Annotated in this window: 9 protein-coding genes; 2 read left to right on the top strand and 7 right to left on the bottom strand. The window is 65.3% G+C overall.

Going from position 1 to position 18,015, the window contains the following annotated elements; all coding sequences use genetic code 11:
- Positions 1-4 precede the first annotated feature (4 nt).
- The gene (gene glgB / locus ACQR1B_RS17495; protein WP_434834490.1) at positions 5-2,143 is read right to left on the bottom strand and encodes a 1,4-alpha-glucan branching protein GlgB; all 2,139 of its coding nucleotides are present in this window, start codon (positions 2,141-2,143) and stop codon (positions 5-7) included.
- Entirely contained in the window at positions 2,140-5,445 is a 3,306-nt protein-coding gene (gene treS / locus ACQR1B_RS17490; protein WP_434834491.1) for a maltose alpha-D-glucosyltransferase, read from the bottom strand. Before treS ends, glgB begins: the two co-directional genes overlap by 4 nt.
- A 351-nt stretch (positions 5,446-5,796) precedes the next feature.
- On the opposite strand from treS, the gene malQ reads away from it, so the two are divergent.
- Complete coding sequence (gene malQ, locus ACQR1B_RS17485) at positions 5,797-7,749, top strand: 4-alpha-glucanotransferase (protein ID WP_434834492.1); 1,953 nt, start codon at positions 5,797-5,799, stop codon at positions 7,747-7,749.
- A 40-nt stretch (positions 7,750-7,789) separates the two neighbouring features.
- Positions 7,790-9,601, top strand: coding sequence for a glycoside hydrolase family 15 protein (locus ACQR1B_RS17480; protein WP_434834493.1), 1,812 nt, complete (start codon positions 7,790-7,792; stop codon positions 9,599-9,601).
- Positions 9,602-9,624: 23 nt separating this feature from the next.
- Here the strand turns inward: ACQR1B_RS17480 and ACQR1B_RS17475 are convergent, their stop codons facing one another.
- The 5 genes from ACQR1B_RS17475 to ACQR1B_RS17455 are packed head-to-tail and all read right to left on the bottom strand — an operon-like array spanning position 9,625 to position 17,140.
- Entirely contained in the window at positions 9,625-10,437 is an 813-nt protein-coding gene (locus ACQR1B_RS17475) for a Cof-type HAD-IIB family hydrolase (RefSeq protein ID WP_434834494.1), read from the bottom strand.
- 18 nt (positions 10,438-10,455) lie between these two features.
- Complete coding sequence (pgl, locus tag ACQR1B_RS17470) at positions 10,456-11,724, bottom strand: 6-phosphogluconolactonase (protein ID WP_434834495.1); 1,269 nt, start codon at positions 11,722-11,724, stop codon at positions 10,456-10,458.
- A 3-nt stretch (positions 11,725-11,727) separates the two neighbouring features.
- Positions 11,728-13,245, bottom strand: a complete 1,518-nt coding sequence (zwf, locus tag ACQR1B_RS17465) for a glucose-6-phosphate dehydrogenase (RefSeq protein ID WP_434834496.1) — start codon at positions 13,243-13,245, stop codon at positions 11,728-11,730.
- Entirely contained in the window at positions 13,242-14,279 is a 1,038-nt protein-coding gene (gnd, locus tag ACQR1B_RS17460; protein WP_434834497.1) for a phosphogluconate dehydrogenase (NAD(+)-dependent, decarboxylating), read from the bottom strand. Before gnd ends, zwf begins: the two co-directional genes overlap by 4 nt.
- Positions 14,280-14,293: 14 nt before the next feature.
- Positions 14,294-17,140 carry a bifunctional transaldolase/phosoglucose isomerase gene (locus tag ACQR1B_RS17455; RefSeq protein WP_434834498.1) on the bottom strand — a complete coding sequence of 949 codons (2,847 nt, stop codon included), beginning with the start codon at positions 17,138-17,140 and terminating at the stop codon, positions 14,294-14,296.
- Between the last annotated feature and the right edge of the window lie 875 nt (positions 17,141-18,015).

Raw genomic sequence — 18,015 nt, 5'->3', positions numbered from 1 at the left:
CGCGTCAGGCTTCCGGGACGAGAAATACCGCTGCCATGGGCGGGAGGATGAGGTCGAGTTGGTGATCTTCAGAGGCATGGACCTGGCCGACATTGCCGACATTGCTGCCGCCATAATGCAGGGAGTCGGAATTGAAAGCTTCCCTCCATTTGCCGCCGAACGGCACGCGGACCCGGTAATTGTAATACACGTTGGGCGAAAAGTTCACGACCACGACGCAACGCGCATGCTGATCGAAGCCCTTCCGCACCCAGGCGAAGACGTTGCGGTCGGAATCGTCGGTGATGAGCCATTCGAAGCCGTCCGGCTCGCAGTCCCGCTCGTGCAGCGCCGGCACGTTGCGGTAGAGATGGTTGAGGTCGCGGATCAGGGCCTGGATGCCGGCATATCTGGCGTCGCCGAGCAGGTGCCAGTCGAGAGACGTATCGTGATTCCATTCGCGCTCCTGAGCGAACTCGCAGCCCATGAACAGGAGCTTCTTGCCGGGATGCCCGAACATGAAGCTGTAATAAGCGCGCAAATTCGCAAAGCGCTGCCAGTCGTCGCCCGGCATCCGCCCGAGGATCGAGCGCTTGCCGTGCACGACTTCGTCGTGGGACAGCGGCAGGATGAAGTTCTCGGAAAAGGCGTAGTGCAGGCCGAACAGGATCTCGCCGTGGTGATATTTGCGGTGGATGGGGTCCTTGCTGATGTAGCGCAGGGTGTCGTGCATCCAGCCCATGTTCCACTTGTAGCCGAAGCCGAGGCCGCCGGTATCGACCGGGCGCGACACCTGCGGCCAGGAGGTGGACTCCTCGGCAGCTGTCGTCGCCTGCGGATGGTGGCCAAACAGCTCGATGTTGACCCGGCGCAGAAACTCGATGGCTTCGAGGTTCTCGCGGCCGCCATATTTGTTCGGAATCCATCCACCCGAGGGACGGCTGTAGTCGAGATAGAGCATCGAGGCGACGGCGTCGACGCGCAGCCCGTCGATGCCATAGCGCTCCAGCCAGAACAGCGCGTTCGAGCGCAGAAAGTTGGCGACTTCGGTGCGGCCGAAATTGTAGATCAGCGTGCCCCAGTCGAGATGCCGGCCCTGCATCGGATTGGCATGCTCATACAGCGCCGTGCCGTCGAAACGGCCGAGGCCGTGCGGGTCATCGGGAAAATGCCCGGGCACCCAGTCGAGCCACACCGCGAGACCCTCGCGGTGGCAGGCATCGACCAGCGCGCAGAAATCCTCCGGGCTGCCGAAGCGGCTGGTCGGCGCGAACAGGCCGGTCGGCTGATAGCCCCAGGAGCCGTCGAATGGATGCTCGCTGACGGGGAGGAATTCGATATGGGTGAAGCCCATGTCGCGCACATAGGCCGGCAGTTGCTCGGCCAGCTCGCGATAGGTGAGCCACTGGTTGTTGTCCCTGCGGCGCCAGGAGCCGAGATGCACCTCGTAGATCGAGACCGGCCGGTTCAGCTTGTTGACGTCATGAGGCGCCGGCCGCGGGCGCGGCAGCGTCGTCTCATCGATCACGATGGACGCGGTCTTGGGGCGCAACTCGGCCGCGAACGCCATCGGGTCGGATTTCAGCGGCAGATGCTCGCCCTGCGGACCGATGATGTCGAACTTGTAGTGGTCGCCGGCCCTGGCGCGGGGAATGAACAGCTCCCAATAGCCGTTGCCGCGCACGCGCATCGGGTGGCGCCGTGCGTTCCAGAAATTGAAGTCGCCGACGACGCTGACGCGCCGCGCATTGGGCGCCAGCACGACGAAGCCGACACCGTCGACGCCGTCGAGCGCCATCGGATGGGCACCGAGCTTGTCGTACAGCCGCGCGTGGTTGCCCTCGCCGAGCAGGTGCAGATCGAAATCGCTCAGGATCGGCAGGAAGCGATAGGGGTCCTCGAGGTCGGTGACGGCGTCGCCGAACGTGGCCCTGAGGCGATAGCGCTGCGGCGACGACATCGTCCCGGTGAACAGGCCGGAATCATGGATGCGTGCGAGCGGCGCGACTTCGCCGTGCTCGCCGACCGCCTCGACCTGAGACGCCTCGGGCAGGAAGGCGCGCACGACGGTCCGGCCGTCGACGGTGTGCTGACCGAGATAGCGAAACGGGTCGGCATGCCGACCTTCGATGATCGCAAACGCCTCGGGAGAAAGATGGGTCATGAGGACTCGCTGGCAGGTGCTGGCACGGACAGGACGCGAAGCAGGTGGCCCAGCGCGACGCGTAGCCAGTCCGGCCGGTGAGCGAGATCATATTCGAGCGCTCCGAGGGCTTTTTCCAGCATGAAAAAGTTAAGGAGCGCGTCCGCGCTGTGAGGATCGTCCGGCCAGAGGCGCTGCGTCGCCTCGATGTCGCGATAGCCGGCCAAAAAAGCCGCGCTGGCGCGGTCACGCCAGTCCGACAGCGCGGCGGCGATCCGGCCGTGATCGTCCGGATGGGTGCGCAGGCCGCGCTCGAGCGCGATGCGAACCGAGCAGTCGATCGAGCGCAGGAAGCCGGCGATATCCCGGGCGGGCGGCGCCTTGCGCCGGCGATCGGCGAGCGGCTGCTCCTCATCGCCGTCGAAGTCGATGATGACGATGTCGTCCTTGACGATCAGGATCTGGCCGAGATGGAAGTCGCCATGCACACGGAGGTCGCTGCCGCCGACATGGCGCGGGATCAAATTGCTCAGGCGTTCGGACAGCTCGCCGCGTCTGGTGAGCACCTGATCGATCAGTCCGCGTTCTGGATCCTTGAGGTGGTCGCGGCGCTCGCTCAGGCTGGTGAAAATCCGTCCGGCCTGGGCGCGGAGCCGATCGATCCAATGATCGAGACAATCGGCGGTCGTGGGCTCGGGCGCGAAATCCGGGAGGTCGCTGCGCGAGGCGAGTGCCGCATGCAATTCGCCACAGCGCCGGCCGGCCTGCGACATGTAGCGCAGATAGGGCGACAGCTCCTCGTTCTGGCGCTCGTCGCCGTTCGCGGTGAAGACGCGCTGGTCATCGACGTAGCGGTCGAGATAGGACGCCGTGACGGTCCAGCCGTCGCCCTGGTTCTCGACGAAGCCATGGACGCAGCCGATGGTCTGGCGCTCGCCCTCCTGGATCACCTCGACGCTGCCGAGCAGCGGCGGGACATTGGCAAAGCCTGCGGTCTCGGTCAGGAAGCGCCCGATCTCGATCTCCGGATGCGGTCCGGCCTCGAGTTCACGGCGGATCTTGACGAAGAACTCGTTGTTGACCACGGCCTTGCTGCTGCAGCGGTCGGTTTCGATCACGCGAACCTGCTCGGATTCGCGGATCGGCTTGTCGGGAAACCGCGATGTCGGACGGAATTCGAGCCGTATGCCGTTCTCTTCGACGGTGAGCGACTGCTGCAGGTTGTGCAGCAGCAGCGCGAGGAAGATGGGGCTCGTGGCGGCGTCGAGCAGCGTTCCCTCGCGGGCGCCCTGGCGCACGGCGGCAAAGGCCTGGGGATTGTAGCGATCGCGATCGAAACGCACCCATTCGATCTGCATCGGCAGCAGATAGCGCAGCGTCTCGTTGCGCTCGACTGCCTTGAAGAAGATCAGCCACGGCCGGTTGTCGCCGATGTCGCAGAACGGAACCGCGGATGTCAGCGTCGGATGGATAGCCTCCGCAACGCGCTCCGGATACCAGCGCGTGCGCGCGAGGTAGCCTGGCAGCACGTCGCGCTCGAACAGGCTGCGGGTGCGGGCCAGCGACACCCAGGTCGATCCGAGCGGCACCACCAGCGTTTCGAATTCCGGCACCGCACGCTGGATTACCGGCTCCGACTTTTCGCGCTCCTTGAGCTGGAACCAGTAGAAGCCGTAAGGCGCGAGCGTGATCATGTAGGGCAGTTCGCCGATCGCGGGAAAGCGCGAGCGTCCCAGCATTTCGATCGGCACGCGGTCCTTGAACGCGGACAGATCGAGCTCGGTCGCCTGCGCCGAGCGCGACAGATTGGCGACGCACAGAATGACCTCGTCCTTGTATTGGCGGACATAGGCCAGCACGGACCGGTTGGCGGGCCGGATGAAGCTCATCGTTCCCCGGCCGAAGGCGAGCGTCGACTTGCGCACCGAGATCAGCTTCTTGCTCGCGTTGAGCAGCGACGACAGGCTGCGCGACTGCGCCTCGACGTTCACGGCCTCGTAGCCATAGACCGGGTCCATGATCATCGGCGCGTAGAGCCGGGCCGGGTCGGCGCGCGAGAAGCCGCCGTTGCGGTCCGGCGTCCACTGCATCGGCGTGCGCACGCCGTTGCGGTCGCCGAGATAGATGTTGTCGCCCATCCCGATCTCGTCGCCGTAATAGATGATCGGCGTGCCCGGGAACGACATCAAGAGCGAGTTCATCAGCTCGATCTTGCGCCGGTCGTTGTCCATCAGCGGCGCCAGGCGCCGGCGGATGCCGACATTGATGCGGGCGCGCGGATCGTTGGCATAGGTCGACCACAAATAGTCGCGCTCGACGTCCGTCACCATCTCCAGGGTCAGCTCGTCATGGTTGCGCAGGAACAGCGCCCATTGGCAGGTGGCAGGGATGTCAGGCGTCTGGCGCAGGATGTCGGTGATCGGGAAGCGATCCTCCTGGGCGATCGCCATGTAGAAGCGCGGCATCAACGGGAAGTGATAGGCCATGTGGCATTCGTCGCCCTGGCCGAAATATTCCTGCACGTCCTCCGGCCATTGATTGGCCTCGGCCAGCAGCAGCTTGTCCTTGGCATAATTGTCGAGCTCGACCCGCAGGCGCTTGATGACCGCATGCGTCTCGGGAAGGTTCTCGTTGTTGGTGCCGTCGCGTTCGCACAGATAGGGAATGGCGTCGAGCCGGAAGCCGTCGACGCCGGCGTCGAGCCAGCGCTTCATCACCTGGATGATGGCGTTCACCACCCGCGGATTGTCGAAGTTCAGGTCCGGCTGGTGCGAGAAGAAGCGGTGCCAGTAGAACTGGCCGGCTTCCGGGTCCCAGGTCCAGTTCGACTTCTCGGTGTCCGTGAAGATGATCCGGGTGCCCTGATATTTCTGGTCGGTGTCGCTCCAGACATACCAGTTGCGCGCGCTAGATCCGGGGGCGCTGCGCCGGGCGCGCTTGAACCAATGGTGCTGGTCGGAGGTGTGGTTGACGACGAGCTCGGTGATGACGCGCAAGCCGCGGCGCTGCGCTTCCTGAATGAAGCGCTTGAAATCCTTCATCGTCCCGAAATCGGGGTTGATGCTGCCGTAGTCGGCGATGTCGTAGCCGTCGTCGCGGCCGGGCGAGGGGTAGAATGGCAGCAGCCACAGCGCGGTGACGCCGAGATCCTGCAGATAATCCAGCTTCTCGGTCAGCCCGGCGAAGTCGCCGATCCCGTCATTGTTGCTGTCGGCGAACGCCTTGACGTGCAGCTGATAGATGATCGCGTCCTTGTACCACAGGCCGTCGCCATCGGTTTCGGTCTGCAGGTCGGGAGCGTCCAGGGATGACATCAGGTTCATGAGGCCCTCACCTAGGAGAGAAGAGAGTGGATCGGCTGTGACCGGAGGCGAATCGAAAGGCGTCTCGGACCCGACAGATGCGGCTCTCCTCAAAAGAGGGCAGAATAGGGGAGAAAGCGTCCCGAAGGGCGACGCTCTCGAACGTGTGCTGAAATTTGTTCACTGTGATGCCATTGACAAGAAAACGGTGTCCCGGTTCGCTAGGACCCGAAACGACCCCACACCAAGCCGCCGAGCGCGCTTTTGTTCCCGGGGGAACGCGGGCGAGTGCGGCGCGTTAAAGGTCTATCTTCTTGGTGTCCCACAACAATTTCACGACGTGCTCCCTGCCACGTCCAGATCGCGTGCCGAATGGATCTCTTTAGCGAAGCTCATAGTCTCGGAATCCTGACAGAATTCTACGATGGTCAGGGACAGCGCCGCGCCACCGACGAAGCGGCGCTCAAAATCATCGTGGAGGCGTTCCCGAGGCCGACGCCGCACCGCCTCCTGAGCGGCGCGATCGTGATTCGGTCCGGGCAGCCGGCCCGCAGTCGCCTCAGCGACGACGCCAAGCTGCCGGTCGGATGGGTCATCAAGCAGGGCGACGCCGAGATCGCCAAGGGCGAGGCCAGCGAGGCGCTCGTCGACTGGCCCGCCGACCTGCCGGTGGGCAGCTATCGCCTGGAGCTGTCAGATTCGTCGTCCTACCGGGAGGAACTGCCGCTGCTGGTCACGCCTGAGAAGGCGTTCGGCGGCGACTTCGATCGGGTCTGGCTGCTGGCGGTGCAGCTCTACGGCATCCGCTCGCGGCGCAACTGGGGCATGGGCGATTTCACCGATCTCGCCACCCTCATCGAGCTCTGTGCCGGATTGGGCGCCGATGGCGTCGGCCTCAATCCGCTGCACGCGCTGTTCGACGACCGGCCGGGTGATTTCAGCCCCTATGCGCCGAACAGCCGGCTGTTTCTCAATGCACTCTATGTCGATGTCGAGCAGGCGCCGGGTTTCCGCAACGGGCCCGATCGCAAGCTGCTTGAGCCGCTGCGGCAGGCCGAGCTCGTCGACTATCAGGGGGTCGCGGCATTGAAATGGCCGGCCCTGCGAGCTGCCTTCGACGCCTTCATGACGACGCCCGACAGTGCCGAGGCGGCCGAATTCAAGACCTATCGCGCCGAGCGCGGCGAACTGCTCGCGCGCTTCACCTGTTTCGAGGTGCTGCGCCATCGCTTCCAGCAGCCCTGGTGGAACTGGCCGGAGGAGTGGCGGCAGCCCGACGCGGCACGCTGCGCGGCGCTGCTCAATGGTCCGGATCGGCGCGAGGCTGATTTCGTCGCCTATGTGCAGTGGCTCGCCGAGCGCCAGTTGCGACACTGCAAGGACCTTGCCCATCGGCTGGGCATGAAGGTCGGCCTCTATCTCGACGTCGCGGTCGGCGTTCAGTCCGACGGCTTCGATGCCTGGAACGAGCAGGGCGCCATTTCGCGGACGCTGTCGGTCGGTGCGCCGCCCGATCCGTTGAATACGGTCGGGCAGAACTGGGGACTGGCCGGCTTCAACGCGCCCGGGCTCGAATTGAAGAACTTCGAGCCGTTCCGGGAGATGATCCGGGCGTCGATGCGCCACGCCGGCGCCATCCGGCTCGACCACGTGCTCGGCCTGAAGCGGCTCTATCTCGTGCCGCATGGCTTTCCAGCCAAGCAGGGCGCCTATGTCCAGATGCCGTTCGATGCGCTGCTGGCCGCCACCGCCATCGAGAGCGACGCCAACGATTGCATCGTCATCGGCGAGGATCTCGGCACCGTGCCGGAAGGTTTTCGCGAGCAGATGGCCGACTGGGGTCTGTGGTCCTACAAGGTGATGATCTTCGAGCGTGACGACAACGGACGCTTCCGTGATGTCGACGCCTATCCGCCGAACGCCCTGGTCACGCTCAATACGCACGATCTGTCGACGTACGCCGGCTGGCGCACGTTCGGCGATCTCAAGACCAAGCGCGGCCTGGACATCGACCCGGGCGAGACCGACGAAGAGCGTTGGCGCGCGCTCGGGCTCTGGGACGAGGTGCTGCGCCACAACGGCATCCAGGATCACGATGTGCTGTCCGCCGTGAGCTTCCTGTCGCGGACGCGGTCGCGGCTGCTGGCGGTCTCGCTGGAGGATCTGCTCGAAGTGGTCGATCAGCCGAACATTCCCGGCACGATCGACGAGCATCCGAACTGGCGTCGCAAGATGCCGCTCGACCTCGAGGACATCGCGGCCATGACCAGCGTCGAGGCCCTGAAGGCCGTCACCGCCGATCGGATCAGTCCGGCCAGCGCGTGATCATCGATGGTTTTGCGGGGGCAAGACAATCGGATGTGCAATGCCCTGCAAAATCGAAGACTATGCCCTGATCGGCGACTGCGAGACGGCCGCGCTCGTGAGCCGCAACGGATCGATCGACTGGCTGTGCTGGCCGGCGTTCGATTCGGACGCCTGTTTCGCAGCGCTGCTTGGTGACCAAGGCAACGGCCGCTGGCTGATCACGCCGCAGGACGAGGTGAGGGCTGTCTCACGCCGCTATCGCGGCGATACGCTGATCCTCGAAACCCGGTTCGAGACGGCAACGGGCACGGTCGAACTGATCGACTTCATGCCGCCTCGGGGCAGCGCCTCCGACGTGGTCAGACTGGTGCGCGGCGTCTCCGGCCGGGTGGCGATGCGCATGGATCTGATCATCCGCTTCGGCTTCGGCATCGAGATCCCCTGGGTGCGGCAGTCCGACGACCGCTCGGCGCTATTGGCCATCTGCGGTCAGGACATGGCCGTGCTGCATACGCCGGCCCCGACCTACGGCGAGAACATGACGACGGTGGCCGAGTTCGATGTCGCGGCCGGCGAGACCGTGCCGTTCGTCCTGACCTATGGTCCATCACATCTGCCGGTGCCCAAGGCGATCGATCCCGATCATGCGCTGCGCGATACCGAAGCCTTCTGGTCGGACTGGTCGCGCCGCTGCACCTATACCGGAGCCCATCGAGACCTCGTGATGCGCTCCCTGATTACCCTGAAGGCGCTCACCTATGGTCCGACGGGGGGCATCGTCGCGGCTCCCACGACGTCGTTGCCGGAGAAGCTGGGGGGACGGCGCAACTGGGACTATCGGTTCTGCTGGCTGCGCGATGCGACCTTCACGCTGCTGGCGCTGATGAACTCGGGCTACACCGAGGAAGCGCTGGCGTGGCACAATTGGCTGCTGCGCGCAGCCGCCGGCGCACCGGCCTACATGCAGATCATGTACGGCATCATGGGGCAGCGCCGGCTGACGGAATGGGAGGCCGAATGGTTGGCCGGCTACGAAGGCGCGCAGCCGGTGCGGATCGGCAACGCCGCGCATGCGCAGCTGCAGCTCGACGTCTATGGCGAGCTGATCGACGCCTTCCATCAGGCGCGCATGAGCAGGCTCAAGCTCGATGACGGCACCTGGGCTCTCGAATGCGCGGTGCTCGATCATCTGACCGATGTCTGGGATCAGCCCGATCACGGCATCTGGGAGCGCCGTGGCGACGGCCGTCACTACGTGTTCTCCAAGGTCATGACCTGGGTGGCGTTCGACCGCGCCATCAAGAGCGCCGAGCGGTTCAATTTGTCGGCGCCGCTCGACCGCTGGTGCCGGCTGCGCCAGACCATCCATCGCGACGTCTGCGAGCAGGGCTACGACGCCGCCCTCGGCAGCTTTGTCGACTCCTATGGCTCGAAGCTGCTCGACGCCAGCCTGCTGCTGCTGCCCGCGGTCGGCTTCCTGCCGAGCTCGGACCCGCGCATCCGCGGCACCATCGCAGCGATCGAGCAGCATCTGCTGCGCGACGGTTTCGTGCTGCGGCACGATCCGCGCGAGCTGTCTCCCGACGAGCAACAGCCGATCGAGGGCGCCTTCCTGGCCTGCACGCTGTGGCTCGCCGACGCGCATGTCCTCGCGGGCGACATCGCCAAGGCCGAGACGCTGTTCCAGCGCGTCGTCGACATCGCCAACGATGTCGGCCTGCTGGCGGAAGAATACGACAGCCAAGCGCGCCGGCAGACCGGCAATTTCCCGCAGGCGCTGACGCATATCGCGCTGATCAATACCGCGCAGAATCTCAGCAGTGCCAGGATGGCCGCCGACAAGCCGGCCAAGCAGCGCTCGGACTCCTAGCTTCGCGTTCCCGCTCTCGCCGTCTAGCCTTGTGCGTTTTCGGCCAGGATCATCTCCATGGCGTTGGCAAAGCCTTCGTCCTGGTTGGAGGTGGTGACGCGCCTGGCGTGGCTCTTCACATCGTCGCTGGCGTTGCCCATCGCGATCGACAATCCGCTGACATCGAACATAGCGACGTCATTGTGCATGTCGCCGATGGTTGCGACCTGATCGAGCGGAATGCCGAGGCGCTGGGCCATCGCGGTGACGAAGGTGCCCTTGTTGCGGCCGGGCGGGGTGATGTCGAGGTAGTAGCTCTGCGAGCGGACCGCGGTCGCCTCGGTCCCCAGCAGCTCGCGCATCTCGGCCTCACAGCGGGCCAGCAGCTCGAAGTCGCGGCTGGCGCCGACGATCTTGCAGGCACTGGACAGATAGGGCGCGAAGTCGCCGACGATGGTCGGATCGGCGCGGATCGCGCGCTGCTCGTTCGGCACGTAGTCGCCGTCGGGGTTGCGCGTCAGCCAGGCGTCGCTGGTGAAGACCCAGATGTCGACGCCGCGCTGATGCAGGAGATCGACGCAGCGTACGGCGGCGGCGCCGGGAATCAGGCTCTGTTCGAGCGGGCGCATGTCGGGACCGACGATCGAGCTGCCGTTGAACGGGCCGACCGGCAGGGCGATCTGCAGCGGCGCGATCAGAAAGCCCATGCCGATTGCCGGGCGGCTGGACGTGATGGTGAAGGCGATGCCTGCCTCGTGCAGCTGGCGTGCGGCCTTGGCGGCGCGCTCGGTCAGAACCTTGTCCTTGGTCAGGAGCGTGCCGTCGACGTCGGACACGACGAGTGCGATGCGGGTCATGAGCCCTTCCATTCGCAGTCAGGCATGGGCCCGACCGATCTGAAGCTGTTGCAGGATGTCGTCGACGATGGTCGCGACCGGTGCGTCGATCGAGACCGTCACGGGATGCTCGTCGGCTCCGGGTGGTTCCAGGGTGGCGAACTGACTGTCGAGCAGGCCCGTCGGCATGAAATGTCCGCGGCGGTGACCCATCCGGTCGCCGATCAGCTCCCGGCTGCCCTCGAGAAAGACGAGGCGGACGTCGTCATGGCCGCCGACCAGGATGTCCCGATAGACTTTCTTGAGCGCCGAGCAGGCGATGATGATGGGCTCGCCCTTGGCGCGGCAGCGCGCGATTTCGTCGGCGATCGCCTGCAGCCAGGGCCAGCGGTCCTCGTCGGTGAGCGGATGGCCCGCGCTCATCTTGGCGACGTTGGCCGGCGGGTGAAAGCTGTCGCCGTCCTCGAACCGCCATCCGAGGCGTTGGCCCAGCGCCTCGCCGATCGTGCTCTTGCCCGAGCTCGAGACGCCCATGATGATCAGGGCATGCGGCAGCTCAGACGTCGATCGATCCGACGACGTCTCCAGCCACGCCGCCGCATCGACCAGCATCAGCGTCTCATGGTTCGAACGGGCACGATTGGCCGGCAGGGTCTCGCCCGCCAGCACGCGCGTCAAGATCGGCCGCTTGTCGCCGCCCGCCACCGCGAACAGCATGGTCCGGCAGGACGCCAGCACAGGCAGGGTCAGGCTGACCCGCGGCACGAACGGCGCGACGTTGGCCTTGTCGACGCCCACGACCCAGCGATCGGTAACGTCGACGGCCGGAAATTCCGGAAACAGCGAGGCGACGTGACCATCGGGCCCGATCCCGAGCAGCACGACGTCGAACAGCGGCCGTGCCGGATCGAGCCGGTCAGCGCCATAGAACGCCTTCAGCTCGTGCTCATAGGCCCTCGCGCTGCTGTCGGGGCTGGTCGTATCCGTCGGGATCGGATGAATGTTGGCCGCCGGCGCGCACGCATCGAGGACCGCATGGCGCGCCATGGTCATGTTGTGCAGGGCATCGCCTGCCGGCACGAACCGCTCGTCGCCGATGAACCAGTGCACGCGCGACCACGGAATGCGGTCACGCCAGGGGTCCGTGGCCAGCAGTTCGTAGAGCTGTTTTGGACTCGAGCCGCCGGTGAGGCACACGGCGATCCGGCCGGAATTGGCCGCGATCCGGGTGAGCAGGAGGTCGGCCGCAGTTCGTGCCATCGCCGCCTTGTCGGCGACGCGCACCAGTTCGGGAGACGATCTGCCCATCGGTCAGGTCAGCTTTCGCCAGCTGCGACCATCCCGCGCCAGCAGATCGGCCGTCGCCTTGGGACCGTCGCTTCCCGCTTCGTAAGTGTGCAGGCCGTCGCGGCCGGCCTTCTTCCAGGCTTCGATGAACGGCTCGACCGCCTTCCAGCCGGCCTCGACGCTGTCGGCGCGCTGGAACAGGATGTTGTCGCCGATCATGCAGTCATAGATCAGCGTCTCGTAGCCGGTGGCCGGCTCGGCCTGGAAATAGTCCTTGTAGTTGAACTTCATCTGCACGCCGTCGGTGCGGATGGTCGGGCCCGGCACCTTGGTATTGAACTGCAGGGTGATGCTCTGGGTCGGCTCGATGCCGATGACCAGATAGTTCTCCGCCAACGTGTCGATCGGGGTGCAGCTGAACATCGCGAACGGCGCCTGGCGGAACTTGATCGCGACCTCGGTTCGCTTCGTGCCCAGCGCCTTGCCAGTGCGCAGATAGAACGGCACGCCGGCCCAGCGCCAATTGTCGATGGTCAATTTGAGCGCGGCGTAGGTCTCGGTCGCGCTGTCGGCACTCACGTCCTTGGTCTTGCGATAGTCCGGCAGCTCGGTGTCACCCACCGTGCCGGCCTTGTATTGACCGCGAACGGAATTCAGCAGCGCTTCCTCTTCGGTCAGCGGCTGGATCGCCGAGAGCACCTCGGCCTTCTCGGAGCGGACGGTGTGCGCATCGAACCGCGCCGGCGGCTCCATCGCCACCAACGAGAGCAGCTGGAACAAATGGTTCGGCACCATGTCGCGCAGCGCGCCGGTGGCGTCGTAGAAGCTGCCGCGCGTGCCGACGCCGAGCTTCTCTTCCACCGTGATCTGCACGTGATCGATGTGATGCCTGTTCCAGATCGGCTCGAACATGCCGTTGGCGAAGCGCAGCACCAGGATGTTCTGCACCGTCTCCTTGCCGAGATAGTGATCGATCCGGTAGATCTGATGCTCGGTGACGAGCTCCAGCAATTGGTCGTTCAGCTTCTTGGCCGACGCGAGATCAGTGCCGAACGGTTTTTCCACCACCAGCCGCCGCCAGGCCTTGCCGTGCTCCTTCAACAGCCCGACGCGGCCGAGCTGCTGGGCGATCGGGGCGAAGGCGCCGGGCGGCGTCGCCAGGTAGAACAGCCGGTTGCCGTGGGTCTCCCGCGCGGCCTCCAGCTTCTCCAGGCGTTCCTTCAGCTGATCGAAGCTGTCCGGCTCCTTCGGGTCGGCTTCGATCGCGGTCACGCATTGCAGCAGGCGCTGGGCGATCTCGTCCTCGATCGGACGGGTCGCATGTTTGCGCAGGCCCTCCATCAGATTGCTGCGCAACTGCTCGCTCGACATCCCCTTGCGGGCGATGCCGACGATGCAGAAGCGGTCGGGCAGCAGATGGTTGGCGGCGAGATTGTACAGCGACGGCAGCACGAGGCGATGCGTGAGATCGCCGGTGACGCCGAAGATCACGAAGGCGCAGGCGTCGGGCTTCTGATGTTGCGGCTGATGCTGTCCGGTCACGTGCGATCGTCCCGCGGCTTGACGATCTCGGGCGCGCTCTGGCGTGCCGGATCAGGATGCTGTTCGGGCTCCTTGTGGCCGCCAAAGCCCTCGCGCATGGCCGAGAGGATCTTCTCGGCGAAGGTGTGCTCCTGGCGCGAGCGGAAACGGGCGAACAGCGCGGCAGTCAGCACCTCGGCTGGCACGGCTTCATCGATCGCGGCATTGACGGTCCAGCGGCCCTCGCCGGAATCCTCGACATAGCCGGAATATCTTTCCAGCCCCGGCTGGCGCGCCAATGCGCTCGCGGTGAGGTCGAGCAGCCAGGAGGGGATGACGCTGCCGCGGCGCCAGACCTCGGCGATGTCGGCGAGGTCGAGGTCGAAGCGATGCGCCTCGGGCAACGCCTCGCTGTTGGCATGTCGCAGGATGTCGAAGCCCTCCGCATAGGCCTGCATCAGGCCATATTCGATGCCGTTGTGGATCATCTTGACGAAGTGGCCAGCGCCGGTCGGGCCGGCGTGGATGTAGCCCTGCTCGACGCGCGGGTCACGGCCGTCACGGCCCGGCGTGCGCGGGATGTCGCCGATGCCCGGGGCGAGTGCCGCAAAGATCGGATCGAGCCGGTCGACGACCGGCTTGTCGCCGCCGATCATCATGCAATAGCCGCGATCGAGGCCCCAGACTCCGCCGGAGGTGCCGACATCGACATAGTGCAGCCCGCGCTCTTGCAACGCCTTGCCGCGGCGGACGTCGTCCTGCCAGAAACTGTTGCCGCCGTCGATGATGACATCGTCGGCACTCATCAGCTTGGTCAGTTGCTCGACCGTGGCCTCGGTGATCTTGCCGGCCGGCAGCATCACCCAGGCGTGCCGTGGGGATGCGAGCTTGCCGACGAACTCGTCCAGGCTGGCGGCGCCGGTCGCACCTTCGGAGACCAGGGCCGCGACGGCCTTGGCGTCGCGATCATAGACCACGCACGAGTGGCCCGCGCGCATCAGGCGGCGCACGATGTTGCCGCCCATCCGCCCGAGACCGATCATTCCCAATTGCATTGACGGGGCCTTTCCTAGCTCAGCGCTTCGCTGATGGCGCTGTCGAGCAGCTTCAGGCCCGACTTCAGATTGCCCTTGAGATGCACCCGCAAGGCGCGGCGGCCGCGCTCGGTGAGCACGTCGAAATCACCGCGCGCCTGCGCTGCCTTGATCACGCCGAAGCTCGCCTTCTGGCCGGGGATCGCAAGATCCTCCGCATCGTCGGCGGTGATCTGCAGAAACACGCCGCTGTCGGGTCCGCCCTTGTAGGCCTGGCCGGTAGAGTGCAGGAAGCGCGGGCCGAACTCGGCGCAAGTGGCGAGGTGCTTGGTGTCCCGCAGCCTCAGGCGCATGCGCTGCAAGGCGTCGGTGTTCGCGCCATTGTGCTCGATATAGCCGAGCAGAGCGATGTAATCGCCCTCGCCGGCACGGCCGAGATGCGCCTTCAGCCAGGAAGCGAGGGTGCCGTTCGCGCCATGCTCGCGCAGGCTCTCGGCATTGTGCGCGTCGGTGAAGAGCTCGCAGCCCTTCACCGAGACGACCGGCTCCTCCGGGGGAAGCGCGCCGGTCTGCTCGAACGATGCCGTCAGCTCGCGGGTCTTGATCTTGGCGGATTCGACGTCGGGCTGGTCGAACGGGTTGATGCCGAGGACAGCACCGGCCACCGCGGTCGCCATCTCGAAGCGGAAGAATTCCTGCCCGAGCTGATCGGTCGACGTCATGACGATGCGCACCACGGGATGCCCCGCGTCTTCCAGCGCCGCCAGCTTGGCGTCGTGGCCGGGCACATCGTCACCCTCGACCCTGATGTCGATGAAGAAGCGGTCGCTGCCATAGGCGGAGGGCTCGCCGAGCGGCTCGCCCTCGATCGGGATCAGGCCCTTGCCTTCCTTGCCGGTGGATTCTGCGATCAACTGCTCGGCCCAGGCGCCGAAATCGGCGATCTCAGGCGAGGCGAAGATCGTCACCTTGTCGCGGCCATCGAGCCCGGCGAGGCCCATCGCCAGACCGAGCTGCACGCCCGGGTTCTGCGGCGGCGGCACGTCGGGGCCGCAGGAGCGCACCATCGACAGCGCGTGGCCGATCAGCTTACGCACGTCGATCCCTGCGGTCGCCGCGGGCACCAGCCCGAACGGCGACAGCACCGAGTAGCGGCCGCCGATCGTCGGCTCGCCATGGAAGATGCGGGCGAAGCCTTGGGCCTTGGCGGATTTTTCCAGCGACGAACCGGGATCGGTGACGGCGATGAAGCGATGGCCGGCCTTCTTGGCGCCAATGGCCTCGCCGACGCGTGCGAAGAAATAGTCCTTCATCGCGTTGGGTTCGGTGGTGCCGCCCGATTTCGAGGACACGATGAACACCGTCCTGGCAATGTCGATCGCCTTTTCCATGGCGCGCACCTGCGCCGGATCGGTGGAGTCGAGGACGTGGAGCTTGGGGAAGCCAGCCTTGCGCGGGAAGGTCTTGGCAAGCACCTCCGGTCCGAGGCTCGAGCCGCCCATGCCGAGCACGACGGCATCGGAGAATTTCTGGCCCTTCACGCGCTGGGCGTAATCCTCATAGTCCCCGAAATCGGTTTTCTGGGCGCTCGTCAGCCAGCCCAGCCATTTCTGCTCGTCGCGGCCGGTCCACACGCTCGCATCCTTGTGCCAGAGCCGGCGGATCTTGGCGGCCTTGCGCCAGTCCTCGGTCGCGGCCTGAACCTTCTTCTCGAGATCGGCAGCCACGGCGATCGTCTGCTGCCCAAGTCCCGTCCCGAGCACCACCGCGCGTTTGTGCGCGACCGCGCCGTACAGCTTGTCTGCGGCGTCGGCAAACTGCTTGACGCCGTCGATCACGAGGTCGGCGGTGATGTCGTCGAGCGAGATGCCGGTCTTCGCCAGATCGTCCAGGGCGGCCTCGGCTGCCTCGACGTCCTCTTCCAGGCTGTCGCGCACCTTGCCGTGATTGCGGAACGCATCCAGCGTCGCGGGCGGCACGGTGTTGACCGTGTTCGGCCCGATCAGCTCCTCGACGTAGAGGACGTCGCGGTAGTCCTTGTTCTTGGTCCCGGTGGAGGCCCACAGCAGCCGCTGCGGCTTGGCGCCCTTGGCGGCCAGCCGCTCCCAGCGCTCGCCCGCGAACAGGCGCTTGTAGTCCTGATACGCCATCTTGGCGTTGGCGATCGCGATCTTGCCCTTGAGCGCGGTCAGACGCTCCTTCTCCGAGGGATCGTTGGCCTGGGCGATCTTTTCGTCGAGCTGCTTGTCGACGACGCTGTCGATGCGGCTGACGAAGAACGACGCCACGCTCGCCACATGCGACGGATCGCCGCCATCGGCGACATAGGCCTCCAAGCCGGCGAGATAGGCTTCGGCGACCTGCCGGTAGACCTCTTGCGAGAACAGCAGCGTGATGTTGACGCTGATGCCCTTCGAGATCAGGTCCTGGATGGCCGGGAGGCAGGCGTCGGTCGCCGGCACCTTGATCATCAGATTCGTGCGGTCGACCGCCTTCCAGAGCTGCTCGGCCTCGGCGATCGTGCCCTTGGCGTCCAGCGCGAGGTAGGGCGAGACTTCGAGGCTGACGAAGCCGTCATTGCCGTCGAAACCGTCATAGACCGGGCGCAGCACGTCGGCGGCATTCTGGATGTCCTCGACCGCGACGGTCTCGAACAGCTGCGTCGGCGAGCGATCGCCGCTCTTCAGCGCCTTGGCGATGGGGGCGTCATATTCATCGGAGCTGCCGATCGCCTTCTCGAAGATGGCGGGATTCGAGGTCACGCCCTTGACGCCATCCTCGTCGATCAGCCGCTTCAGGTCGCCCTTGGCGACGAAGCCGCGGGCGAGGAAGTCGAGCCAGACCGCCTGGCCGTGTTGTTCGAGTGCTTTGACCGGGTTCATGATGCCTATCTATGTGCGCTGGCTTGCATTTTTGGGTTCCAGGCAGAACCGGCCCGGCCCGAGACGAAACTATGCGTCACCCGTCCGGATAACGCCATTCATAATGGATTGATCCTCGTTGAATCCCAAGTGCTTCGTGCGGATTTCCAAGGTCTCGTGCGCGCCGGGCGGCCATCGGTCCACCGTCGCCATGATATGAATGTTGCCGAGAGCGATGCCCATCCGATCGAATTCGTTCAAATGCGAGGAGACGTCATCCGCGGCGCCCGGTCCCGCCCTTGAACGGACGCCCACGCGAATCGCGATCCGCACGGAGCCGGCGACGTTGACGTGATGGGCGATGCAAGGTCCGTCTCCTTGCAAAGCGAAAGGAACATCACATGTGTTGGGGACATGACATCGTCCGTGCCTGATAGCTGTGCTTACCTTGCGGTTGGTGCCTCTCCTCGCGAGGTCGCCGAGGCGATGTCGGATACAGTGACGCGCAGGACGATCGGTCTGACCAAACGGTTGGGCCGGCACGCGCGGGTCGATCGTTCGGGCCCGCCGTCTACTATCGCCGGCGCGACAAACGTTGGACGACGCGAGCAACGTTCACGAGACGCGCGTCACGACTCTCGTCGGCCGCACGCGATGCCGGCCTGTCACGTGACATCACGAACGAATCCTTCCGGCCATCGGCGGAAGCGCAGAAGACTTTCGTTCATTCGCGGTTCACCTGTAGGACCGACACTGGATTCGCGCGTGTCGCGACCACTTCACGTGGCCTCACAACAGCTTGTGCGGCGCAGGGAGACTACGGTGCCGGGGTATTGCGGATGTTGCGAAGCAGAGACAATAGGATACAAATAGAGGCGATTGGCGTGGTTTTGCCG

This window comes from Bradyrhizobium oligotrophicum, from assembly GCF_051168495.1.
Taxonomy (GTDB): domain Bacteria; phylum Pseudomonadota; class Alphaproteobacteria; order Rhizobiales; family Xanthobacteraceae; genus Bradyrhizobium; species Bradyrhizobium oligotrophicum_A.
This window is presented reverse-complemented; position numbering and strand designations above follow the sequence as displayed.